The 22,282-nt window shown below is 63.2% G+C and carries 18 protein-coding genes; 9 read left to right on the top strand and 9 right to left on the bottom strand.

Annotation, left to right across the window (positions count from 1 at the left end):
* Nucleotides 1-26: 26 nt before the first annotated feature.
* Nucleotides 27-1,022 carry a LysR family transcriptional regulator gene (locus tag HWX91_RS01275; protein ID WP_081833023.1) on the bottom strand — a complete coding sequence of 332 codons (996 nt, stop codon included), beginning with the start codon at nucleotides 1,020-1,022 and terminating at the stop codon, nucleotides 27-29.
* Complete coding sequence (locus HWX91_RS01270; protein ID WP_028196032.1) at nucleotides 1,019-2,455, bottom strand: MFS transporter; 1,437 nt, start codon at nucleotides 2,453-2,455, stop codon at nucleotides 1,019-1,021. The genes HWX91_RS01275 and HWX91_RS01270 overlap by 4 nt, the downstream gene beginning before the upstream one ends.
* Nucleotides 2,456-2,520: 65 nt before the next feature.
* Between HWX91_RS01270 and HWX91_RS01265 the strand changes: the two genes are divergently transcribed.
* The 3 genes from HWX91_RS01265 to HWX91_RS01255 all read left to right on the top strand — a co-directional run bounded on the left by HWX91_RS01265 (nucleotide 2,521) and on the right by HWX91_RS01255 (nucleotide 4,296).
* Nucleotides 2,521-3,207, top strand: a complete 687-nt coding sequence (locus tag HWX91_RS01265) for a helix-turn-helix transcriptional regulator (protein ID WP_028196033.1) — start codon at nucleotides 2,521-2,523, stop codon at nucleotides 3,205-3,207.
* 136 nt (nucleotides 3,208-3,343) lie between these two features.
* On the top strand, nucleotides 3,344-3,601 hold the full coding sequence (locus tag HWX91_RS01260) for a hypothetical protein (RefSeq protein WP_028196034.1): 258 nt from the start codon (nucleotides 3,344-3,346) through the stop codon (nucleotides 3,599-3,601).
* Between the two features lie 95 nt (nucleotides 3,602-3,696).
* On the top strand, nucleotides 3,697-4,296 hold the full coding sequence (locus HWX91_RS01255; RefSeq protein ID WP_028196035.1) for a LysE family translocator: 600 nt from the start codon (nucleotides 3,697-3,699) through the stop codon (nucleotides 4,294-4,296).
* Nucleotides 4,297-4,329: 33 nt separating this feature from the next.
* On the opposite strand, the gene HWX91_RS01250 is transcribed toward HWX91_RS01255, so the two are convergent.
* The 6 genes from HWX91_RS01250 to HWX91_RS01225 all read right to left on the bottom strand — a co-directional run bounded on the left by HWX91_RS01250 (nucleotide 4,330) and on the right by HWX91_RS01225 (nucleotide 11,792).
* Entirely contained in the window at nucleotides 4,330-5,553 is a 1,224-nt protein-coding gene (locus HWX91_RS01250; RefSeq protein ID WP_028196036.1) for a winged helix-turn-helix domain-containing protein, read from the bottom strand.
* Nucleotides 5,554-5,754: 201 nt separating this feature from the next.
* On the bottom strand, nucleotides 5,755-6,042 hold the full coding sequence (locus HWX91_RS01245; protein ID WP_028196037.1) for a hypothetical protein: 288 nt from the start codon (nucleotides 6,040-6,042) through the stop codon (nucleotides 5,755-5,757).
* 173 nt (nucleotides 6,043-6,215) lie between these two features.
* Nucleotides 6,216-7,928, bottom strand: a complete 1,713-nt coding sequence (locus HWX91_RS01240; RefSeq protein WP_028196038.1) for an FAD-dependent oxidoreductase — start codon at nucleotides 7,926-7,928, stop codon at nucleotides 6,216-6,218.
* 93 nt (nucleotides 7,929-8,021) lie between these two features.
* Nucleotides 8,022-9,017 carry a DedA family protein/thiosulfate sulfurtransferase GlpE gene (locus HWX91_RS01235; protein WP_028196039.1) on the bottom strand — a complete coding sequence of 332 codons (996 nt, stop codon included), beginning with the start codon at nucleotides 9,015-9,017 and terminating at the stop codon, nucleotides 8,022-8,024.
* 342 nt (nucleotides 9,018-9,359) lie between these two features.
* Complete coding sequence (locus tag HWX91_RS01230; RefSeq protein ID WP_028196040.1) at nucleotides 9,360-9,611, bottom strand: hypothetical protein; 252 nt, start codon at nucleotides 9,609-9,611, stop codon at nucleotides 9,360-9,362.
* Nucleotides 9,612-10,088: 477 nt separating this feature from the next.
* Nucleotides 10,089-11,792: a methyl-accepting chemotaxis protein gene (locus tag HWX91_RS01225; protein WP_028196041.1), complete on the bottom strand. Its 1,704-nt coding sequence runs from the start codon at nucleotides 11,790-11,792 to the stop codon at nucleotides 10,089-10,091.
* A gap of 300 nt (nucleotides 11,793-12,092) precedes the next feature.
* Between HWX91_RS01225 and HWX91_RS01220 the strand changes: the two genes are divergently transcribed.
* A complete protein-coding gene (locus tag HWX91_RS01220) occupies nucleotides 12,093-15,656 on the top strand; it encodes an ATP-binding protein (protein ID WP_028196042.1) in 3,564 nt (1,187 codons plus the stop codon).
* 12 nt (nucleotides 15,657-15,668) lie between these two features.
* Here the strand turns inward: HWX91_RS01220 and HWX91_RS01215 are convergent, their stop codons facing one another.
* Nucleotides 15,669-17,069, bottom strand: a complete 1,401-nt coding sequence (locus tag HWX91_RS01215) for a GntP family permease (protein ID WP_028196043.1) — start codon at nucleotides 17,067-17,069, stop codon at nucleotides 15,669-15,671.
* A 311-nt stretch (nucleotides 17,070-17,380) separates the two neighbouring features.
* On the opposite strand from HWX91_RS01215, the gene HWX91_RS01210 reads away from it, so the two are divergent.
* The 5 genes from HWX91_RS01210 to HWX91_RS01195 all read left to right on the top strand — a co-directional run bounded on the left by HWX91_RS01210 (nucleotide 17,381) and on the right by HWX91_RS01195 (nucleotide 21,725).
* Nucleotides 17,381-18,847 (top strand): sigma-54 interaction domain-containing protein, encoded by a 1,467-nt coding sequence (locus HWX91_RS01210; RefSeq protein ID WP_028196044.1) that lies wholly within the window; start codon nucleotides 17,381-17,383, stop codon nucleotides 18,845-18,847.
* An 87-nt stretch (nucleotides 18,848-18,934) separates the two neighbouring features.
* Nucleotides 18,935-19,195, top strand: coding sequence for a hypothetical protein (locus HWX91_RS40560; protein ID WP_081833024.1), 261 nt, complete (start codon nucleotides 18,935-18,937; stop codon nucleotides 19,193-19,195).
* A gap of 509 nt (nucleotides 19,196-19,704) precedes the next feature.
* Nucleotides 19,705-19,908: a hypothetical protein gene (locus HWX91_RS01205; protein WP_028196045.1), complete on the top strand. Its 204-nt coding sequence runs from the start codon at nucleotides 19,705-19,707 to the stop codon at nucleotides 19,906-19,908.
* Nucleotides 19,909-19,999: 91 nt separating this feature from the next.
* A complete protein-coding gene (locus HWX91_RS01200) occupies nucleotides 20,000-21,199 on the top strand; it encodes a serine hydrolase domain-containing protein (protein WP_028196046.1) in 1,200 nt (399 codons plus the stop codon).
* A 235-nt stretch (nucleotides 21,200-21,434) separates the two neighbouring features.
* Nucleotides 21,435-21,725: an H-NS histone family protein gene (locus HWX91_RS01195; RefSeq protein WP_028196047.1), complete on the top strand. Its 291-nt coding sequence runs from the start codon at nucleotides 21,435-21,437 to the stop codon at nucleotides 21,723-21,725.
* Nucleotides 21,726-22,282 lie beyond the last annotated feature (557 nt).

Raw genomic sequence — 22,282 nt, 5'->3', positions numbered from 1 at the left:
GGTGCTGCTTATGCCGCCAATGCGCCCTAACGCGATGCCGTATCGACGTCGTAACACCCCTGCTGCGCATCGAGTACGGGCCAGAACGGCGGTTCGGCTAGCGGTGGCGATGCCTTGACCGTCCCCGGCGCATTTTCAAAAATCTCGGCGAGCCAGTCGACAAACGCCCGCACGCGCGGCGAAATCTGCCGGCTTTTCACATACGTCACAGAGATGGGAATTGCTGTGGGCTTGCACTTCGGCAAGACCTCGAGCAACTGTCCGGATGCCAGATACGGCGCGACGGTGGCGCGCCCGGGTTGAATCAGCCCCAGGCCTTCAAGACCGCATGCGAGATAGGTGTGTTCATCGTTCACATGAATGAAGCTGTCGACCTTCACCTTGCTCGGCCGCCTTGCCACGCTGAACTCGAAATCCACACGCCGCCCGGTTTGCGTCGACAGCCAGTTCACCGCGACGTGACCCGAGAGGTCGTCGAGATGCCTCGGCTGGCCGAAGCGCGCCAGATAGGCCGGGCTCGCGCAGGTTACGCGTTCGAGCAACCCGAGGCGGCGCGCGAGCAGTCGGGAGTCGGGCAACTCCCCCAGTTCGATGCTGCAATCCACGCTTTCGCTGACGGGGTCGAGGGTACGCTGAATCACACTGAGCGCCAGCTCGACATGCGGATGCAGCGCACGGAACGAGGCCAGCGCGGGCACCACGATCGACGCGGCGATCATCCCCGGCATCGCCACGCGCAAGCGGCCGCGCAAATTCTCCGGACGGTTGAACAGGCCCGATTCGACTTCTTCAATCGCGGCGAGAATCTGCGCGCAGCGTTCGTAGTACGCGGCGCCTTCCGCGGTCACCGTGACCTTGCGCGTCGTGCGTACCAGCAATTGCACGCCGAGCAGGGACTCGAGCGCCTGCACGGTGGTTGTCGCGGTGGCGCGCGGAATTTCGAGGGATTCGGCGGCGCGCGTGAAACTGCTGGCGTCGACGATGCGCACGAAGATCCGCATGGCCTGGACTCGATCTATCACGATGCTTCTCCGGTAAGGCGCGCTTGCGGGCGTTGGCGGACCAGCCCGGCAGCGAGCAGAGGCGCGAACGCGAACGTCGCGAACAGCCAGAGCGCGGTGTGTTGCGCACCAGGCAGCGGGGCGAGGGTCGTCAGACCGGCGCCATTTGCGACGAGGCCCGCGAGCGCCGAGCCGAACGCCATCGCGAACAGTTGAATGGTGGTGATCGAGAGTGACGCGAGGTTCTCTTCGCCTGGCTGCGCGGCGGTAAATACCCGGGTGAGCAGATGCGGCCAGCCGATCCCGACACCCAGCCCGACGCTCATGAGCGCCGCGCACAAGGCGAGCGTGCCAGCCGAGCCGTCGAACAACCCGGCGATCGGCATCAGCCACGCGAGGGCGGCGAGTCCGAGTGCCGCGACCAGCGGACCGGCGCGGCTCAGGCGCTGCGCGGCGGTGGCGGAGCGGCCCGCGCTGAACATCGAACCGATCGACCAGCCGGCCGCCATCAACGCTGTCAGATAACCGGCGGCCAGCGGCGAACGTCCGTGGATCGTCTGCAGGAAATACGGCACGAAGATTTCACTGGTCACGCCGATACCGAGCAGACTCATGCAGGCGTAGATGCTGCCGATTCGCGTGCGGATCGAGAACGAGCCGCTCGGCAGCAGACGCAGAGCGGCGCCGCTGCGTTCGAGTCTGGCGAGCAGCCACACGAGCCCTAGGCCGGCGATGACGCCGAGCGCGTTCCAACGCATGTCTTCGGTCAGGGCGGCGAGGGAAATCACCAGAACCGAAGCGCCGAGCAGGCTGACCTTCAGCAACGGAATCGGCTGCGCCGCCGCGTCGCCATGCGCGCGTTTGTCGTCGACCTCGCGATGCACGATCACGGCGAGCAGCAGCACAACCGGCAGCAATACCCAGAATGCCAGGCGCCAATCGCCGAGCTGCGCGAAGATGCCGCCGACCGCCGGACCGCACAAGGTCGCCACGCCCCACATGCCTGAGACCAACCCCATTGCTCGCGGCCACAGGCGCTCTTCGAACACCACGCGAATCAGCGCATAACTGAGGGCGAGCAGAATGCCGCCGCCGAGACCTTGCAGCGTGCGGCCGGCGAGCATCCAGGGCATTGACGGTGCAATCGCGCACACCACAGTGCCCAACGCGAATACCGCCAGCGCGCAAAAGTACGCGGAGCGTGCGCCGAGCACCGCGAGCAGGCGCACCGACAACACCGAGCCGAGAATCGACGCGACCACGAACAGCGTGGTGTTCCACGCGTACAGTTCGAGCCCGCCGATGTCATGCACGACCGAAGGCAGGATCGTGGTCGCCACATACACATTGGTGGCATGCAGCGCGACGCCGCCGGCGAGACCCAGTGCCTTCCAGCCGTTACTGCCGCTGAGCAGATCGCCCCAGGCCGGCACATCCGATTGAAGATTTTTCATATCATGGACAGCCGTGTGTGGCTGGCTTATTATGCAAGTATTGACTTGGATAATAATGTGCCCCGATGAGATATGCAAATGAAAGCTTGGAAAATTCGACGGTCGGCGCGCAGGCCGTGTCAACGTCTGCGCCGGTGGATCGCATCCTGAATCTGTTGAAGACGCAGGGGCCTTTGTCGACGGCATCGATTGCGAGCGAACTCGGCATTACCGTCGAGGCTGCGCGGCAGCAGATTCAGAAGCTGCTGGCGCAAGGCCTGATCGAAGGGCGCCAGGCGTCGCAGGCGGGGCCGGGGCGGCCGAGTCAAAGCTGGGGTTTGACGGAAGCGGGCAACGCGCGCTTTCCGGACACGCATTCGCAATTGACTGTGCAATTGCTCGGTTCGATTCGCCAGTTATTCGGCGAAGACGGGCTCGACAAACTGATCGATCAGCGCGCAATGGAAACGCGCGCGAACTATCTCGCCGCGCTCAAGCCGATCAAGAGTCTCAAGGCGCGGCTCACCCGGCTCGCGGAGTTGCGCAGCGCCGACGGCTATATGGCCGAATTGCAAAAAGACGGGCGCGACTGGCTGCTGCTCGAGAACCACTGTCCGATCTGCGCGGCGGCGCGCACCTGCCAGGGTTTTTGCCGCTCGGAGTTGCAACTGTTCGCGGAGATCGTCGGTGAGGATGGTGCGATCGAGCGCGAGGAGCATGTGCTTTTGGGCGCGCGTCGCTGTGCTTATCGCGTGAGGGTCAAGAGCAGATAAAGTTCGTGCCGCGAAGAATCGCTGATGTGAATCGTACTGGGTCCGATCACGAATGGACGGCGGGGCACGATCGGTATATAACAACGTGAAAGGATGGTTTTGTTTACCGATGCATTAAACGGAGAGATGTTTCATCATGACGCAAGACGTAACGCCTCAGCCTCCCCCGGGCGACCGGCCCGATCTGGAACACCTCGATGCGGCGCTCAGTCACGTGGATCAGCAGGTGTCGTCAGGCAGCATTGCTTCGGGTGCCGCGAAGGGCATTCTGTATAGCCTGATCGAAACGCTCGGCGCGTTCGTCGGCGATCCCGACCTGCCGGAGCACGCACGTTCGGGTTATCAGGGGCTGCTGGAAGCCGCCCGCGAATTGCGCGCCAAGCTGGAACGCTGAAGGCGGTGTGATTCGGATCGCAGGCGCCGCGTCATGTCGGCGGCGCTCCACTCTGTGATAAAAAGGCGCATTGTTTATAACATTGCGCCTTTTTTATGCTTTCCTCGTCTGAAATCGCGTTGCTGGCGCTCGGCATTATCGTCGTACTGGTTACGCCGGGCCCAACCAATACGCTGCTCGCTGCGGGCGGGTTGCGCCAGGGCATACAGCGCTCGTTGCCGCTGATCGCTGCCGAACTGGCCGGCTATCTCCTGTCGATTTCAGTGTGGGGACATTTTCTCGCGCAAGCCGCGCGCGCGTTGCCGTGGTTGCCGTCGCTGCTACGTGTGGCGGCCGGCGTGTACATAGCGTATCTCGCGGTCGATATGTGGCGCGCGGCGGTGGCGTTGCCTGACTCGACTCAGCGGGCGAGCGGGATGCGCACGCTGTTCGTGGCGACGCTACTCAACCCGAAAGGCCTGTTGTTCGCGGGCACGATCTTTCCGGCCATCGCGTTCGCGCAGGTTCCCGCGTATGCCGTGGCGATGCTGATGTTCGCCTGCCTGCTGGTGCCGATCGCATTTGTATGGATCGCGTTCGGTGCGGCGCTCGGCAGCGGCAAACTCACTTGGCTGAATCCGGTAAAGATGCAGCGTGGCGCGTCGATCGTGCTCGGCGTGTTTTCGTTGTCACTCGCGTGGGCGGCGCTGCATTAAGACCGCGGATGGTCGAGCGCGAGTGTCGCGCGATTACGCGTCCATCCTGCTGTACGCGCTTAACGCGTCAAGCCATTCCGGCGGCGCCGAGGCGATTTCCAGTTGCGGTGTGCCGTGCCAGTCCGCACAGCGTTGCAGAGCCCGGCGCAGATCGCCCGCAAGCCTCGCGCTGAATCGCACGCCGGGTTCGATGTGCAGCGATTTCAGTTCGAACACGCCGTGGGTCCGATGCGCTTTCGCATCCATGCGGCCGACCAGGCGCCCCCGGCTCAAAAGCGGCAACACGAAGTAGCCGTATTTGCGCTTTGCCGCCGGTGTGTAGCATTCGATCGCATAGTCGAAGTCGAAGAGCGCGGCGGCGCGCTTGCGGTCCCATACCACCGGATCGAACGGTGACAGCACCGTGGTGACGGTTGACGCGAGCCTGCCGGTCGCCGCGTCGTCGATCATCGGCGCGAATTCATGATGGACGAAGGTGTCCTGCTTCCAGCCCTCCACTTGCACCGGAATCAACTCTCCCTGGTCGGCGAGTGCTCGCAGTTCGTCGCGATAGGGGCGGCGCGGCAGCCGGTAATAATCCGCGACCCAATCGGCACGCACGACGCCGAGCGCGCGGCAGGTACGGCGTAACGTTTGTGCAGTGACGGTTTCTCGCGGCGGCAGATCGCGCGCGTCGTCCCAATCCGGTAATACGCGTTCGGTCAGATCGTAGACGCGATGAAAATTGCGCCGCTCGGCCACCATCAGCTGCCCAATCGCGAACAGCACTTCCAGATGGCGTTTCTCCGGCTTCCAGTCCCACCAGCCGTTGCCTTTGCCTGCCTCGCGGACGAAGTCCGCTGACCGCACCGGGCCCGTCGCACGAATATGCGTCAGCAGCTTATCGATGTCCTTGCGATGCTTCTTGTGCCACTCGGCGGCGTACTTCCAGCCCATGTCGCTCGGGTCGAGCATGCGGTGACGCAGCAGGCCGTAGTCTTCGGTCGGCACGAAACAGGCTTCATGCGACCAGTATTCGAACAGGTTGCCTTCGGCGAGATGTTCGTCGAGCCATTGCTGCGGATACGCGCCGAGCCGGCTGAACAGCACGAGATACGGACTGCGCGCGACCACGTGAATCGTGTCGATCTGCAATTGCGCCATGCGGCGGATGGCGTCGAGCACGTCAGCCTTGACGGCTTTGCGGCGCGGCGGTGTCAGCAAACCTTGCGCGGCCAGATGCAGGGTGCGCGCGGCGGATAGAGGAAGAGTCTTCACGCGAGCGTCGGTCACGGCCTGAATTACGGACTTGTTGAGTCACGAGTGAGGGCCACCCGTGACGGCGATGGGAGTGGACGCGAGGTCCGGCCAGGATCAGCAGCCGCTACTGTAGCGCGATTACGGAAGACGGATCGGCGTGCGGCACGACCGGCGCATGGCGCGATGCAAGGCAACGCGGCCGACCGGACATGGCTGGTCTCACCGATGGTGCCGATCCCAGCCGCGGTGGCGGCCATGGTCATGGTGCCCACGATACCCGCGGTAGTAATCGCCCCGATACCCATAGCCGTACGCCGGCCGCGCCGGCGCATAAATCACCGGCGGCGGCGCATACACAGGTGGGGGTGCATAAACCACGGGCGGCTGGGCGTACACGGGGCCCGGCGTGTTGACGAACACGCCGACGTCCACCCGCGCCAGGGCGGAGGTCGATACGCAGGCGGCGGCAAGGCCGAAGGCGGCGAAAACGATCGCGCGTTGGATCATGCTTGTCTCCTGTTCCGAAAGAGTCAGCCATTCACTGTCGAATAGCTGACGACGATCTTACGGAACAGAAAGCAAAGCAGGTGCAACCAGTTGAAGGCGTGTGTAACAGCAGATTACCCGGCGGCCCGCCCAAGGCGGCCCGCCGGGTCTGCGCGTATTCCAGCGAGGCGGACTCAAGCCCCCAATGCGACCGCTTCTCCCGCGGACACGGCCAGCAGTTGATGGATCTGCGCGACAACCGCCGCGCCTTCGCCGACCGCCGCCGCGACGCGTTTCGTCGAGCCGGCGCGCGCGTCGCCGATCGCATAGACGCCATCGACGGTAGTCGCGAGATCGCACACGGATGCACCGTCCACGCTGGTGCCGGTTAGCACGAAGCCCTTGTCGTCCAGTGCCACGCCGCAGGTGCGCAGCCAGTCGGTATTCGGATCCGCGCCGGTGAAAAGGAACAGATGCCGCGTATCGAAGCTTTCGGTGCCGTCAGGCAGCGGCTTCTTCAGGACGACGGACGCGAGGCCGATTTCGTCCGCTTCAAGCCGGCCAATTTCCGAGTTCGGGTGCACGAATACATTCGGAAGAGAGCGGATCCGGTCGATCAGATAGCGCGACATAGTGGCTTCAAAGCCGCTGCGGCGGATCAGCACGTGAACCTTGGCCGCGTGTGTAGCCAGATAGACGATCGCCTGGCCCGCCGAGTTGCCGCCACCCACCAGTACGATCTCCTGGCGCTTGCACAGCTTGGCCTCGACCGGCGACGCCCAATAATAGACGCCGCGCCCATCGAAGCGGTCGAGCCCTTCCAGCGCCGGCCGCCGATAGACCGCGCCACTCGCGATCACAATCGTGCGGGAGGTGATCTGGCCGCCGCACTTGAGCTCCAGCCGGTAAGGCGACTCTCCGCAATGCAGCGCTTTTACGTGGACCGGAATCGCGACGTGCGCGCCGAATTTCTGCGCCTGCACGAAGGCGCGGCCGGCCAGCGCCTGGCCGGAAATGCCGGTCGGAAAGCCGAGATAGTTTTCGATCCGAGAGCTGGCGCCGGCCTGGCCGCCCGGGGCGCGGCTGTCGAGCACGATGACCGAGAGGCCTTCGGAGGCCGCGTACACGGCCGTGGCAAGGCCCGCCGGCCCCGCGCCGACGATCGCGACGTCGTACACATGCGAATCGTCGAGATCGGGCAGCAAGCCGAGGCAGGTGGCGAGTTCCGGCATGCTGGGGTGACGCAGCACCGAGCCGTCCGGGCAGATCACCAGCGGCATGTCTTCCTGTTGCGCGGCGAATTGCTCGATCAGACGCAGCGCGTCTTCGTCGCGTTCGTCGATGACCGAGTGAGGGTGACCGTTGCGCGACAGGAAGCCTTGCAACATCACAAGCCTCGAGTCCCGGCTATTGCCGATCAGGATCGGACCGCCCGCACCTTTTTCGATCAGCGATACACGTCGCAGGATCAGCGCGCGCATGATGCGCTCGCCGAGTTCGGCCTCGGCGACAATCAGCGCGCGCAGCTTGACCGGAGGAATCAGCAACGCGTCGACCGCGTCGACGGCCATGCCGTTCACAAGCGCAGGCCGCCCGGACAGTTGACCGACTTCAGCGAGAAAGTGCCCCGCGCCGTGTTCCGCAATCACGACCTCGCGCCCAATGCCGTCGCGCTGATAGATTTTGACGTGTCCTTTCAACACCACGAACATGCCGGGACCGGTATGGCCGGTTTCGAACAGCAGCTCACCGGCTTCCCAGTGACCCACTTCGCCGAACCGGCGCAGACGGTCGATTTCCGCGCAAGTCAGTTCGGGGAACATCTGATGCATGCGCGTCGAGAGCGACGAAAACGGCGCGTCGGCGACGACGGCTTGTTGCCCTTCTGCTTCTTGAGTCGACAGCATTGAACCGCTCCTTCTGTGTTCATCCTGATTGATCGACACGACGGGCGAAGCGGCGCGGGCGCGCGAGGGCGCCGATGTGAACGCGCTGCCGCGCTACACGGCCTTTGGCGCGATGTCGTCGTCGACCGCCACCTCGGGCGGTGGCATGCCGGGCAGCGCGTCCACCGCTCTGCCCGAATCGCGCCAGGCTTCCATGCCGCCGCGCAACGGCAGCACGTCGGCGAAGCCGGCTTCGTTCATCTGTTTGGCCATCCATGCCGCGGATATTTCGTTTGGGCACGAACAGTAAATCACCACCTTTTGATCGTGCGGGTACGTCGCGACGATCTCGTCGAGTTGCCGCTCGTCGGCAAATTGCGAACCGGGAATTACGAACGGGTCGAGCGCGCGCTTTTCCTGCGAACGGATGTCGAACAGGATCGGCGTCTTGCCTGCCGCGACCAGCTTCGCCAGTTCGTCGACTTCCATTCGCTGGGTCGCCAGCTTGGCGATCAGTTGGCGCCGGCGGATCCAGCGGTAGGCCGCATACAGCAGCAGCAACGCGACGGCCACCAGCGCGGCGGTGCGGCCGAGCCGCCCGGCCATGCTGAACAGCATGTCGATCTGCTTGGCGAACAACGCGCCGATGATCAAACCGGTGCCCGACCACAAGGCCGCGCCGATACCGTCATAAGTGAGAAACGTGCGGTAGCGCGCGCCCATCGCGCCGGCCATCGGAATCGATACGATCGACAGACCCGGCACGAACTTCGCCACGGTCAGCACGCGCACGCCCCAACGGCCGAAGAAGCGTTCGGTCTTTTTTACACAGGTGTCGCGCGACAGGGAAAGACGGCAGATCGCTTTCAGCGTGTTGCCGCCGTACAAACGGCCGGCGAGATACCAGGCGCTGTCGCCGATCAGCGTGGCGAATATCGACAACACGAGAACCGGCATCAACTGCGTACCTACTGAGCCGGGGTGCATGGCCGCCATCGCCCCGAACAGCACGAGCGACGGCATCGCCGGCACCGGCAGCCCGAGAGAGGCTGCCAGCACGTTCGCGAAGACGAGCGCCGGTCCATATTGCTCGACGAGATCATGTAGCATCGGCTTACATCCGCAGCCCTTTCGAGCACGGCGCTGGTAGGAAAAGCAAGGGAGAATGTAAAGATTATGGACGCATTTTCAAGACGTGCAAACGCTCGGCAAACGGACCGCTATCTGGCGCTTGAAAACCGGGCCGTAACAGGCTTGGCGAATTAAAAATGCGGATTAAATGCGCAAATCGAACAAGCTGAAATGATTAAAGCATACGCCACAAGCGAGCGGCGAATAACGCGCTACGGACGCCCGTAGGGCGCCCCGCAGTACACAACCCAGGCTTGACGGTGCAGAGGCCGCGTGAGGCATTTATTGCAAGTGACAAGCGCAATGCCGAACGCGACAGCTTTACGGGCGATGATTGTGCTGTTCGCCCGGCAACTCCGCGCCGTGCGCGCGAATGGCCGCAATCAGTTCGGCAGGCGTGATTTCGTAGCGCACTTCGCGGTGAATGCCTGGCTTGCGCTCATCGACCTCGATCAGAAGAATGCCTTTGCCGTCTTCTGTCGATTCGAGGCGCAGCGAGCGGAGTTCGCGCGCCGTTGCGTCGTCGTATTCGGTGAGCAGGGCCATTGACCCGGAGGACCCGGTAGTGCGCATCGAGTTTGTCCTTGTTCCGTTGTTGATCGAACCATTGTAAAGGCAGGCTGGCGCGCCGTCTGTCGCGCCGCGCTCACATCTGGGAATCCACCCTTCCATCTATCTGCCTGCCGGGCGCCGCGCTGGCCAATAGCTGGCGAGGCCTGCTGGGCAACGCGGACCGTGACGGCCGCCCGATCGCGGGCCGCCCGATCGTGAACAGCCAGTTTAACGCGACTCCCCGCTGCGCCGGCTTCATTTTTCATGCCCTGCTGCGGTGCAACCCTTCTCCGTGGCTGTCATGGTGCTGACGCGCGCTTCGGCTAGGACCGGCGCCGCGCCGGAAACAACGTGCAAAAAAAAGCCCGTCCATGGAGGGACGGGCTGCTAAACGCCGTTGTTACTCGGGTCAGCGTGTCCTTACAACCAACTGAGCGCTGACGCCTTCATCGTGCTGCGCCAATTCCTTGCTGTCGAGGTGGGAGTAACGCCGATCCGTCAGATTAAAGCCGCTTCTTCCTGCCGGGCTTCGGGCGTCATTGCGTGCGTCGTGTCGTGCCTGAATCCGGGCGCCGGCTTAAGTGTCACATGCAGCGCCGCATGGTGCGCGGGCGCCGGTTGCACGGCACGCGGCGCGGGCGTTGCATCGGCGACCGTGAACAGGCGCACTGCTTCGTCCAGCACGTCGGCCTGCTCCGCCAGACGCTGCGCCGTGGCGGCCGCCTGTTCGACCAGCGCGGCGTTCTGCTGCGTGGCGCCGTCCAGATGCGAGACCGCCTGGTTGACCTGGCGAATTCCCTCGGCCTGCTCGCTGCTCGCATTCGCCACGTCGACAATGATCGACGACACGCGGCTCACAGCCTCGTCGATCACGCGCATCTGCGAGGTGGTGCGGGCAACCAGTTCCGTGCCGAGCGCCACTTCGGTCGCGCTCGCCTCGACGACCGTCTTGATTTCCTTCGACGACGCCGCGCACCGTTGCGCCAGCATCCGCACTTCGCCCGCGACGACCGCGAACGAGCGGCCCGCTTCGCCCGCGCGGGCCGCTTCGACGGCGGCATTGAGCGCGAGAATGTTGGTCTGGAACGCGATGCCGTCGATCACGCCGGTGATGTCCGCAATGCGTTTCGATGCCGCCGTGATACCGGCCATGGTCTGCTCGACCTGACCCGCGATCTTGCCGCCGACGGCCGCCGCCGCTTGCGCGTCTTTCGCCAGATCGAGCGCGCGCACGCTGGCGTCGGCGTTGGCTTGCACGGTGGTGGTCAATTGTTCCATGGTGGCTGCCGTTTCTTCGAGCGACGCCGCCTGCAATTCGGTACGGCGCGCGAGGTCGACATTGCCGCTGGAGATTTCACGCGCGTTGTCGAGCATGCCGGTGATCTGCGCGCGCACGTCGTAGACGATCGCCGCAAGATTGGCCTTCAACTGATTCAACGCCTGCAGCACGTCGCCGAGATCGTCGTGACGCGCGATCATCAGATCGGCGGTCAGGTCGCCGGCGGCGAGGCGGGTTGCGAAACCGGACATGTCGCGAATCGGTCTCGCGAGTTGCCGTGTCAGCATCCGCCATGACAGCAGGCTGAACGCGGTTGTGACGCCGAACGCCATCCAGAACGGCGCGGGCGGCGTGCCTCCCCATGCAGCGAGGCCGGTCAGCAACAAAGCCAGCGGCGTGATCGCATAGCCGACCGCCGCACGCGTCGCGACCGGCAGGCGCATCAGCGATTGCACACGGCCGGGCACACCCGTACGCACGACCACGCCGCGATGCAGCCTGAACGCACGCGACGCACCGGTACGGATGCGCGTGTACAGCGCTTCGGCGGCGCGCACCGCGTCGCGTTCTGGTTTCACACGCACGCTCAGATAGCCGACCACGGTGCCTTTTTCGACCACTGGCGTGACGTTCGCGTGCACCCAGTAGTGGTCGCCGTTCTTGCGGCGATTCTTGACGAGCGCGGTCCACGGGCGGCCGTCGCGGATCGTCGCCCACATGTCGGCGAAGGCTTCGCGTGGCATGTCGGGATGGCGGATCAGATTGTGCGGCTGGCCAATCAGTTCTTCGCGCGTGTAGCCCGAGACGGCGATGAAGGCCGGGTTGCAATACTGGATGCGGCCGGTCAGATCGGTCGCGGAAACAAGCATCTGTGACGAAGGGAATTCGTACTCTTGCCCGGTGACGGGCTGATTGTTGCGCATGGCTTTCCTTGCAGGGGCGGACACGCGACCGCGCGGTCCTTACATCCAAGCAAGGAATAACGGCATTAACCACGCGAGCTTGAGGGTTTTCCCAGTAAACCACTCAGGTTTATCGCCCGCTGTGCCGTTATCGCAAGGTTGTCTTCATGCGCGCTGCGTCGTCGGCGAAACGGGTGCCAGATGCGTTTCACGGCCCCTTCAAAAGCGTTACACTGCGCCGGACAAGGCCTGCAGACGCATTTCGTCGCCCCCGACACCCGCAGTGGTCTGCCTGCGCGAACCCGCTATTCAAGCGACCCGATGCAGAAGATCCTCGACCGGACTCAGGAGTCACTGGCCCACGCGTTTGCTTCGCTCGCGCAAAGCGCGAAGCGTCAACAGCGCCTGTATCTCGCGACGATCGGGTCGTTGATGCTGATCGTGGTGATCTTCACGTTGCTGCTGGCGGTTCTCGCCGCGGCCAAACAACTGGATTACCGGCGCGCCTTTGCCACGCAGAATGCCGCTGATATCACCGCGCTGCTGCATCGCGAGCAGGCTTTCTTGCGGCGCGCGGAATTGACCCTGGCCTACTACAACACGTTCGACGGTAAGTTGCCGTTACCCGAGGGCATGGTGGAATCGGTCGAGAAAACGGGGGCGGCACGTAGCCTTGTGGAAATGGGCGGCGCGCACATCGATCTGCTGGTCGGCGATGCGACCCGGGCGGCCTGGGGGCCGCAGTTGAATGTGAAACTTTCGCGTCTGTATCAGACCGGGGAGTCGACGCTGGCGACCGGGCAGGCCTTCGCGTTGCGCCAGCGTGCCATGCTGGTCGGACTGAACGAAGACTACGCGGTCATGCTTCCGGCAGTCGACGCGCCAGGCGCCGCATCCAGCACCGATGCGCTGTTGCCGCAACCGGAAGCCATCGGCACGCTGCGCGACTCGATCGAGCGCCAGTTGCAGGCTCAAACCGGCAAGCGCGTGCCAGGCAAAGGCGAGCTTATCTGGCTCGGCCCCTATCGTGAACCGTTGCAGGGCATACCGGTGATCGCCGCCGTGAGCGCCTACTATGACGGCGACACGCCGGTCGCGCTCATCACGACGAATATCCCGGTCAGCGGATTGCCGGACTATTTCAGCCGTCCGGCGGCCGAAGGGACGCTGCTGCTCATGAGGCCGGATCGCCGTGTGATTGTGTCCTCGCCGCCGGTCGATCCGGGCACGTTGCAAATGCTTCGGGACATCGTTGTCGACATGCCCTCCGACGGTTATCGCTACACGCGCGACGGCGCTGTGCTGGCCGAGCCGCTCACGCCGGAATTCGGCTCAATGGTAGGCTTTCTGCCGTGGCGGGCGTTAGTCTGGGCGCTGCGCTGGCAACTGGGGACACTTGCCGGTCTTGCCCTTCTCGTACTGGGATCCATCGCGCTAACCGCGCGTCTGTGGGGGTTGCGTCTGTTACAGAAGACGTACGCCGAAACCACCCGTGCGCTGGAAAGCGAAACCATCAATCACATTCTCGTCAGCGCGACGCCGATTGGTTTATGCATCGTTCGGCAAAGCGATTTTTCGATTCTGACTGCCAATGCGTTGGCCGGCGAGCTGCTGCATATCGAACCGGGCAGCAACCGCTTGCCGCCGCATATCGTCGGCGAGTTCTCGGCGCAGGCGCCGGATAAGCCTTCCGTGATGGCGTTTGCAAAGGTCGCCGCTTTTGTCGCGCCGGCGCGATCCTCGCCGCCCGCTGCGCATTTATCGCAGCCACCAGCGCAACCGCAACCGCAATCGCAATCGCAATCGCAACCGCAACCGCAACCGCAACCGCAGGCGCAGCCACAGGCACCAGTGCCGGCGGACGAGAGCGAAGCGCCACCCGCGCAGTTTCTGCAATTCACTTACGCGGCCGCACGTTATGCCGGCGAGGACGTCCTGTTCTGCGCGATACTCGACGTGACCGCGCAGCAGGCGCTTGAACAGCAACTACGGCTCGCGCAGCAGCACTCCGAGAGCATGATGCGGGCGCGTTCGAATTTCTTCGCGTCGATGAGCCACGAAATCCGCACGCCGTTGAACGCGCTGCTCGGCAACCTCGAACTGTTCGCGCGGACCCCGGGTCTCGAAGCGCATACGCAACGGCTCGCCACGCTGGAGGTGGCCGCCGGTGCGCTGCGCGGCATCGTCAACGATATTCTCGACTTTTCGAAGATCGACGCCGGTGAGATGAAACTCGTGAGCGAGTCGTTCAGACCAATCGACGATCTGGAAAATATCGCGCTTTCCTACGCGCCGATGACAGGCGAGCGCGCGATTCGTTTCTATTCGCATCTGTCGCCGACGCTCAACCAGGTTTTGCGCGGCGATCGCACGCGCATTGCGCAGATCGTCAACAACCTGCTGAGCAATGCGTTCAAGTTCACGTCGTGCGGCAAGATCACGTTGAGTGCGGAAGTGAAGGACGACCTCCAGGGCCGCCCGATTTTGATCTGCCGGGTCTGCGATTCGGGCATCGGCATGGACCAGACGCTGGTGGCGCGCATTTTCAATCCGTTCGAGCAGGGCGAAGCGAGCACGTCGAGCCGCTATGGCGGCACCGGCCTTGGCTTGTCGATCTGCGCGCGGCTGTGCGAGCTGATGGGCGGCCATATTTCGGTCGAGAGCGTGCTGGGTGTCGGCAGCGCGTTCAGCGTTTCGATCCCGCTCGCACCGCCTCCGGATGAGTTGCGCGAGCCGGCCGTCGAACCGGTTCACCGGGGCAATGCGCTGGTGGTGTCGCAGGAACGCGAGTCGGGGAAGATCATCGACAGCGGCCTGCATCGGGTAGGGTGGGCGGTTCACACGGTCGGATCGATGCGGAGCGCACAAGCATGGTTGCGTGTGAACCGGCCGGACGTGATGGTGGTCACCGGCGAATACGATCTCGACGCGATTGCGTCGTTGCGTGCGGCGCATCCGGCAGGCGTGGTGTGGATCACCCGCACCGGACCTCATCGTCCGGTAGCGCGTGGCGACGGCGTGCTCGAAGTGACGGAGTTCAGCCACAAGGCGATTCTGGCTGCGGTGGATATGGCCGTCACGGGGGCTGCCGAGGTAACGGCGGCGCTGCCGCCGGCTCCCGCCGCATTGCCGCTTTCCGAAGCCAATCCGGCCTTGCAGGGCTTGACGGTGCTGGTCGCCGAAGACAATCCGCTGATCCAGACCCTGATCGTCGAGCAACTCGACGCGCTGGGCTGCCTGCCGACGATTGCCGGCGACGGACGCCAGGCGCTGGCAGCATTCGAGCAAGGGAATTTCGAAGTGGTGCTGACCGATATTCACATGCCGGTCATGGATGGATACGGCTTGCTGGCGGCATTGCGCGAAGCGCACGCGGACGTGCCGGTGCTGGCATTTAGCGCGGTGACCGACAGTCAGCAGGAGGCAGGCTGGCGCGAGCGAGGCTTTAGCGGGTATGTCGCGAAACCGGCGTCGCTGGACGAGTTGGCGGCGGCGCTGCACGCGGCGGCATCAGCAAGAGTTGCGCCGGCGGCCGCGGTCCCGGCTGCGGCCGGCCCGGCCACCCCAGCCGCCCCGGCGAACACGCTCGGCGCGGACGACAAGTCGCGTTACATGACCATGCTCAAGGAGCATCTTCAAACCGATCTGCCAAGGCTGCTGGCGATCGTCGAAGAAGAGGACCGGGAAGCCTTGGGCGGCTGGGCGCATAGCGCGGCCGGCGGGTTCCTGGTGGTGCAGGAGCAGCGATTCGCACAGCAGTGCCGCGAACTGCAACGGCTATGCGAGAACGGCGAACGTTGGACAACCGAAATGGACGAACGCGCGATCTCGCTGCATGAGGCGATATGCGATCACTTCGGATTGGACGAAGCGTCGATGCACTGACTTCTCAGCCGATCACACCAGCCCGGTCATGTAGTACACCGCGATCACGAAGAAAACCGCCAGCGTCTTGATTACCGTCACGGCGAAGATATCGCGGTACGACTGGCGGTGCGTGAGCCCCGTCACCGCCAGCAGTGTGATCACGGCGCCGTTATGCGGCAGCGTGTCCATGCCGCCGCTCGCCATGGCGACGACCCGGTGCAGCACTTCCATCGGGATATGCGCCGCTTCCGCGCCCTTGATGAACGTGTCGGACATGGCCGCGAGGGCGATGCTCATACCGCCCGATGCCGAACCCGTGATGCCCGCCAGCGAGCTCACCGAAACGGCGGCATTGACGAGCGGATTCGGAATGCTCTTCAGCGCGTCGCTCACTACCAGGAAGCCCGGCAACGCCGCGATCACGCCGCCGAAACCATACTCCGAAGCGGTATTCAACGAAGCCAGCAACGCGCCCGCCACCGCAGCCTTGGTGCCGATCGCAAAGCGCTCGCGCACGCGGCCGAACGCCGTTACCACAACCATCACGATACCGAGCAACAGCGCGCCTTCAACGGCCCAGATCGCGACGACGCTTTTGATCGTCGTGGTAACCGGTGCATGGATGCCCGGCAGGATGTCCGGCGCGATCGTGTACGACGCGCCGTACCAGTTCGGAATCCAGCGGGTCAGCAGGAAGTTCGCCACGCCGACCAGCACCAGCGGCGCGACCGCGAGCAGCGGATGCGGCAGTTGCTTCGATTCGACACGTTCCGGTTCGTTGACGAGATCCGTGCCGTAGCCTTCGCCGGTCGCCATGGCCGCGCGGCGGCGCCATTCCAGGTAGGTGAGGCCGACCACGATGATGAACAGCGAGCCGATTACGCCAAGCGTAGGCGCGGCCCAGGACGTCGTCTTGAAGAAGGTGGTCGGGATGATGTTCTGGATCTGCGGCGTGCCCGGCAGCGAATCCATCGTGAACGAGAACGCGCCGAGCGCAATCGCGCCGGGCATCAGGCGTTTCGGAATATTGCTCTGGCGGTACAGCTCGGCCGCGAACGGATAGACGGCGAACACCACCACGAACAGCGAGACGCCGCCATAGGTGAGCAAGGCGCACACCGCGACGATCACCGCGTTGGCGCGCGAGCGGCCAATGTAGCGGATGGCCGCGGCCACGATCGACTCCGAGAAACCGGATAGTTCGATCACCTTGCCGAACACCGCGCCCAGCAGAAACACCGGGAAGTAAAGCTTCACGAAACCGACCATCTTCTCCATGAAGATGCCGGAGAACACCGGGGCGACGGCGCCCGGATCGGTGAGCAGCACCGCGCCGAGAGCGGCGATCGGCGCGAATAGAATGACGCTGTAGCCGCGATACGCGGCAAACATCAGAAACGCCAGTGCGGCGAGGACGATAACAAAGGACATTGAGTCTCCGAAGCTTGGTTGTTCTACGTGTACGCCGTCCCGATGAGAGCGACGGCCCGGCGCCCGCAAATGCAGATTCCATGCCACCTGCGCTGCAGCGGCCTGCTCATTGATTTCACAGGCGAAGTTCGAAACGTGATGCGGCCGATTGTACCCAAACGTCTCTAAATCGGGACGCAAATCAGCCGAACATAAGTCCATTCGAGGTTAAACCCTTATTGGGTGAGCTTGCTGGCGATCTCGTCGATGAGATAAGCTGTCTACAATATGAGACAAACATAACTAAAACAATAGCCGGAGACAGCGACACCATGATGAACGACTGGGCAGGTCTTCCTGCCACCTACGGCGACGTACTCCGCCGGGCGATGGAATCGCTCTTCCGGACGTTCGAAAATTTCAGTGAAGGCACGTTCATTGTCGACGCCGAGGCGCGCGTCGTCTGGATCAACAAGCGCTACGCGGCGCGCTTCGGCTTTTCGGACCCGCAACAGGCGATCGGCCGGGATTGCGAGGAAGTGATTCCGAACAGCCTGATGCGCGAGGTCGTGAACACCGGCAAACCGATTCTGCTCGACATCCTCGAAACGGATCGCGAACCGCTGGTGGTGACGCGGCTGCCGCTGAAAGACGACGCCGGTGTAACGGTAGGCGCGGTGGGTTTCGCGTTGTTCGACGAACTGAAGGCGCTCACGCCACTGTTTTCTCACTATTCCCGCGTGCAGGAAGAATTGATCGCAACGCGTCAGTCGCTCGCGCAGGCAAGACGGGCGAAGTACACGTTCGGCAGCTTTGTCGGCACGAGCGCGGCGAGTCTCGAGGTCAAGCGCCAGGCGCGCCGCGCCGCGCAACTCGAGTCGCCCGTACTGTTGCTCGGCGAAACCGGCACCGGTAAGGAATTGCTGGCGCATGCCATTCACGGCGGGTCGGCGCGGGCGAATCAGCCGCTCGTGACGGTCAACGTGGCGGCGATTCCGGACACCTTGCTCGAAGTCGAATTCTTCGGCGCCGCGCCCGGCGCCTATACCGGCGCGGACCGAAAAGGGCGGGTCGGCAAATTCGAGCTCGCGAACGGCGGCACGCTGTTTCTCGACGAAATCGGCGACATGCCGCTGCCTTTGCAGGGCAAGCTGTTGCGCGTGCTGCAGGACAAGGAGTTCGAGCCGCTCGGCTCGAACCGGATCGTGCGCGCGGATGTGCGGATCATCGCCGCGACTTCTGCCGATTTGTCGGCGCTGGTCGCAGCGGGGCGTTTCCGCGCAGACCTGTTCTATCGGCTGAACGTGCTGACAATCCAGGCGCCGGCGCTTCGGGAGCGTTTGTCCGATATCGAAGCGCTTGCCTACGCCATGCTGGAGGACCTGTCGACGCAGGCGCGCGGCGCCAGTCACTTTGAATTGCAGGACGATGCATTGCAGCTGCTGTGTTCGTACGGCTGGCCCGGCAATGTGCGCGAGCTGCGCAATACGTTGGAAAGGGCGGTGATGCTGTCGGACAGCGAGCGAATCGATGCACGTGCGCTGGCGCCGTTTATCGGTCCGTCACATGGCGGCCATCGTCCTCAGGTATCTATGGTCCCCGAGACGCAGGCTTCGGACCCGGCTTCGGTGGTGCCCGGCGCGACTTCGTGGAGCGAGGCCATGGCTGGATTCGAAAAGCGGTATCTGAGCGACGCCCTGCGCGCCAACGGTGGCCGCGTGATCGAGACGGCGATGCAGATCGGCATGGGCCGCGCGACGCTCTATAAGAAGATTGCGGCATACGGTATCGAGGTGTGACAAAGTCCAGCGTCATCGAATGACGCAGCGCAATGGCCGCGTGGCACAATCGCTTGATCGAAAAACAAGACGTGATCGGGGTTTCAAATGAAACACAGCCTTTCCCTTTGCGCGCGCCGGGCCTGTGCGGCGCTGGCGCTTCCCGCAATCGCTATTCTGGGTGGTTGCAGCAGCAGCGCGCCGCTGTTTCTATCCGACGGCCGACCGACTACGCTGGTCCAATGTCCAGTCGGCTCCGACTCCTGCTCGCAGCAGGCAAACGCGGCTTGTGGCGGTGCTTTCGACGTCGTGCGCCAATCCAGCGATAACGGCACGCTCAGTCTGATATACGCCTGTCGCGCAAAATAACGTTATGCCAGCCAACAGCCGGCGTGACGGGAATGACAATTTCCTTTCCTTATTCCCGCCGCGCAGGCGTGACGGCGGGCGTCTCCCCTCTTAGTGCAAACCCCTTTTAGCGGCCAAATCCGGCCATGCGGCGAGTTGACGTTGCCCAATACGCATATGGTCGTTATCAATACCTGGCTTCAATGCGCATTTCTGAAAACGGTTATCATGCGCGTTGCGTATTTATTGAACTGCTCCCAAGTCATTGCTTATATTGTCCGTGCCGATCATAAAGCGCTCCGGGTTCTCCATTAAGCCGGGTCGGTGCGGCACCTAACGGAACGTGAAGATTCCGGGCAGTATCCTCGTCTGGCGGGCTCAGCGTTAAAACATATATGAAGATTTTGCCGAGTTACGGCAGGCCGGATTAACGGCGCAAGAAAGTTTTTCCGTTTGAGTGGCTGGATGATGTAATTGCGGCATGCTTTATGCTTTTTAAACGAGTCCAATGCGTAATTCCGGGGAAAACAATGAATCATCATCAACTCGAAAAAGATATCGAACATCTTGAGCATGTAATTTCACATATCTCTGCAGAAGACCGCATCCCACTGTCCTATTGGCGCAACCGCATCGCTTTGGTGTCCGGGGCGGCCCTGGTGCCGGCGCAGGCCAGTCGCGTCAAACGGCTCGATGCAGCCCTGACGGCATTGGAGGGGCGGAAAAAGGCGTGACCTCCCTCAGGAGGGAGGGTGACGTGTACCGCCTGATCGGGTAACGTTTCCTGAAAAATAAGGGAACGTAACATTTGGGATCAGGAGGAGCATGCAACCTGCAGGACTTTCAACCGTCAGGCTGACGGCGCTCACGAACGCCATGCAAGGCTATGTGGAGCGCGACGAGGTGGCGGGCGTCGTTTCGCTGGTCTGGCGGCGCGGTGAGATCGGCTATTTCGAGCCGCTCGGCTTGCGTGACGAAGCGGCGCAATTGTCCATGGAGCGCGATACGCTGTTTCGTATCGCCTCGATGACCAAGCCGGTTACGAGCGCGGCGATCCTGATGCTGGTCGAAGAGGATCGCCTCGCACTCGATACACCGATTTCCTTGTGGCTGCCGGAGCTGGCGGCGCCGCGCGTGCTGCGCGACCCTACCGGCCCGCTCGACGAAACCGACCCAGCCAGAACGCCGCTTAGCGTGCTCGATCTGCTCACGCATCGTGCCGGCTATGCCTATCACTTCACCGCCACCGGTCCGTTGGCCGAGGCTTACGCGGCGGCCTTCAACGGTATTGAAGCGCGCGGCGACGCGAACGCGTGGTTAAAACGCATAGCCAGTTTGCCGTTGATGTTTCAACCCGGCTCGCGCTGGCATTACGGCATCGCGACCGACATTCTCGGCGTGCTGATCGAGCGAGTCAGCGGCATGCGGCTCGGCGACTTTTTCCGGACGCGGATCTTCGAACCGCTGGGCATGCGCGACACGGCGTTCTGGGTGCCCGACGCGCAGCTCGCGCGTTTGGCGACGGCTTATGGCGTCGCGCCGGGCACGCAGCGGCGCGTGATCGAAGATCATCCGTCGGCAAGCCGCTGGGCAAATCCTGACCGGTTCCAGAGCGGTGGCGGTGGCCTTGTCTCGACCGCGCAGGACTATCTGCAATTCGCGCAGCTATTGCTCGGGCGGGGGCGCGTCGGCTCGACACGTTTGCTGTCGCATCGCTCGGTCGATCTGATGCGCTCGAATTTTCTGACCCGCGACCAGCGTCGTGTGCCGGCGTTCGGCCAGGTGATGTGGGCGGGTCAGGGTTTTGGCCTCGGTCTGTCCATCGTCGACGATCCGGCGCAGCAGTTGCCGCTCGGCTACCGCTCGGCAGGTTCGTTCGGCTGGCCGGGCGCGTATGGCACCAGTTGGTTTGCCGATCCGGTGGAAAACCTGATCGGTATCATGCTGATTCAGCGGCGGGCCGTCGAACCCTTCCCGATGTCGCTCGATTTCGAACGCCGCGTGTACGATGCAATTGACGATTGAGTGCATTGGCCACGGCAGTTGAACCGGCCATCCTGAACCGCGGCTAACCGTGCCACCCGGCGCGAACGCACCTTATGCGGGCCGCCTGACGAGGGTCGCCTTGCGGGTCTCTCTATCCGGCACTTTTTTCGTCTGATAGTGTCCTCCAATCCCCCACGGGACTTCCTTCGGGGCGGGGGACTTCTTCTGGGGCGTCCGCGCAGAGCGGCTCGTCAAATCGATCGGAGTACCCGCCATGGCCACCTACAAGCAGTTGACCGCGCAACTCGAAAAGCTCCATAAGGAAGTCGCCGCGGCGCGCGAAAAAGAAATCGCGCAGGCGATCGCCGACATCAAGCAGAAGATTGCCGACTACGACCTGACAGCGGAAGAGCTGGGTTTTACGAAGAAGCATGCGGTAACACGCAAAACCGCTTCGGTAGCCAAGTACCGCAATCCGAAAACAGGCGAGACGTGGACCGGCCGAGGCCGTTCGCCTGGCTGGCTCGTGGGCAAGAATCGCGAGCGCTTTCTGATCGAAGGTTGAAGATATGTCGAGCGTCGCGCACGCGCGCGCAACGCGCCTGATTTTTCTGAAGTGAGCTTGCGCAAAGTTTTTCTTGCACCGCTGAGAGGGTCCCGAAAACGCTCACCTTTCGCCGGAGCTTGCAACGCGCAGCGCGGATTTCACGCGCTGCCTCGTGTCAGGACGGATTGTTTCGGTGAGCCTGGTTTTGTCGGACGACGCACCTTGCGGTGCGCTTATCCCTGCGGGCCGGCGTAACGGGCCGCCGTCCTCGAAACCCGCGCCAGCCTTTGCTGACGGGCTTTCCCAGGCTATGCGAAGCATCGCGTGGCGGGTCGCCCGGTTGCGCTACTACCTTTTCCCCTGACGTTGGCCGGCCGCTGAATCTCACGCCATGAGTGCGTGAGCGGCTCGTGGTGTCTTCACTTTTCATCCCCATTCGAGGTTCGCAATCGCGAGTCCCGAAAACCCTCACCTTTGCGCGTGTCCGGATGCGCGGCGCAGTGCGTCGCGTCGTCGCCATGCAGGATGCTCGGGCAAACCCGGAGATGAGTTCGCCTCATACCCCGGATCAAAAC

The organism is Paraburkholderia fungorum (genome assembly GCF_902833645.1).
GTDB classification, from domain to species: Bacteria; Pseudomonadota; Gammaproteobacteria; order Burkholderiales; family Burkholderiaceae; genus Paraburkholderia; species Paraburkholderia fungorum.
The sequence above is the reverse complement of the archived record's forward strand: the minus strand, read 5'-3'. Positions and strand labels throughout refer to the sequence as shown.

Bases quoted from the DNA above. Each gene is read 5' to 3' on its own strand.
- HWX91_RS01270 (WP_028196032.1), bottom strand. From the start codon at position 2,455: ATGAAAAATCTTCAATCGGATGTGCCGGCCTGGGGCGATCTGCTCAGC.
- HWX91_RS01265 (WP_028196033.1), top strand. From the start codon at position 2,521: ATGAGATATGCAAATGAAAGCTTGGAAAATTCGACGGTCGGCGCGCAG.
- HWX91_RS01260 (WP_028196034.1), top strand. From the start codon at position 3,344: ATGACGCAAGACGTAACGCCTCAGCCTCCCCCGGGCGACCGGCCCGAT.
- HWX91_RS01255 (WP_028196035.1), top strand. From the start codon at position 3,697: ATGCTTTCCTCGTCTGAAATCGCGTTGCTGGCGCTCGGCATTATCGTC.
- HWX91_RS01245 (WP_028196037.1), bottom strand. From the start codon at position 6,042: ATGATCCAACGCGCGATCGTTTTCGCCGCCTTCGGCCTTGCCGCCGCC.
- HWX91_RS01240 (WP_028196038.1), bottom strand. From the start codon at position 7,928: ATGCTGTCGACTCAAGAAGCAGAAGGGCAACAAGCCGTCGTCGCCGAC.
- HWX91_RS01235 (WP_028196039.1), bottom strand. From the start codon at position 9,017: ATGCTACATGATCTCGTCGAGCAATATGGACCGGCGCTCGTCTTCGCG.
- HWX91_RS01230 (WP_028196040.1), bottom strand. From the start codon at position 9,611: ATGCGCACTACCGGGTCCTCCGGGTCAATGGCCCTGCTCACCGAATAC.
- HWX91_RS01225 (WP_028196041.1), bottom strand. From the start codon at position 11,792: ATGCGCAACAATCAGCCCGTCACCGGGCAAGAGTACGAATTCCCTTCG.
- HWX91_RS01220 (WP_028196042.1), top strand. From the start codon at position 12,093: ATGCAGAAGATCCTCGACCGGACTCAGGAGTCACTGGCCCACGCGTTT.
- HWX91_RS01215 (WP_028196043.1), bottom strand. From the start codon at position 17,069: ATGTCCTTTGTTATCGTCCTCGCCGCACTGGCGTTTCTGATGTTTGCC.
- HWX91_RS01210 (WP_028196044.1), top strand. From the start codon at position 17,381: ATGATGAACGACTGGGCAGGTCTTCCTGCCACCTACGGCGACGTACTC.
- HWX91_RS40560 (WP_081833024.1), top strand. From the start codon at position 18,935: ATGAAACACAGCCTTTCCCTTTGCGCGCGCCGGGCCTGTGCGGCGCTG.
- HWX91_RS01205 (WP_028196045.1), top strand. From the start codon at position 19,705: ATGAATCATCATCAACTCGAAAAAGATATCGAACATCTTGAGCATGTA.
- HWX91_RS01200 (WP_028196046.1), top strand. From the start codon at position 20,000: ATGCAACCTGCAGGACTTTCAACCGTCAGGCTGACGGCGCTCACGAAC.
- HWX91_RS01195 (WP_028196047.1), top strand. From the start codon at position 21,435: ATGGCCACCTACAAGCAGTTGACCGCGCAACTCGAAAAGCTCCATAAG.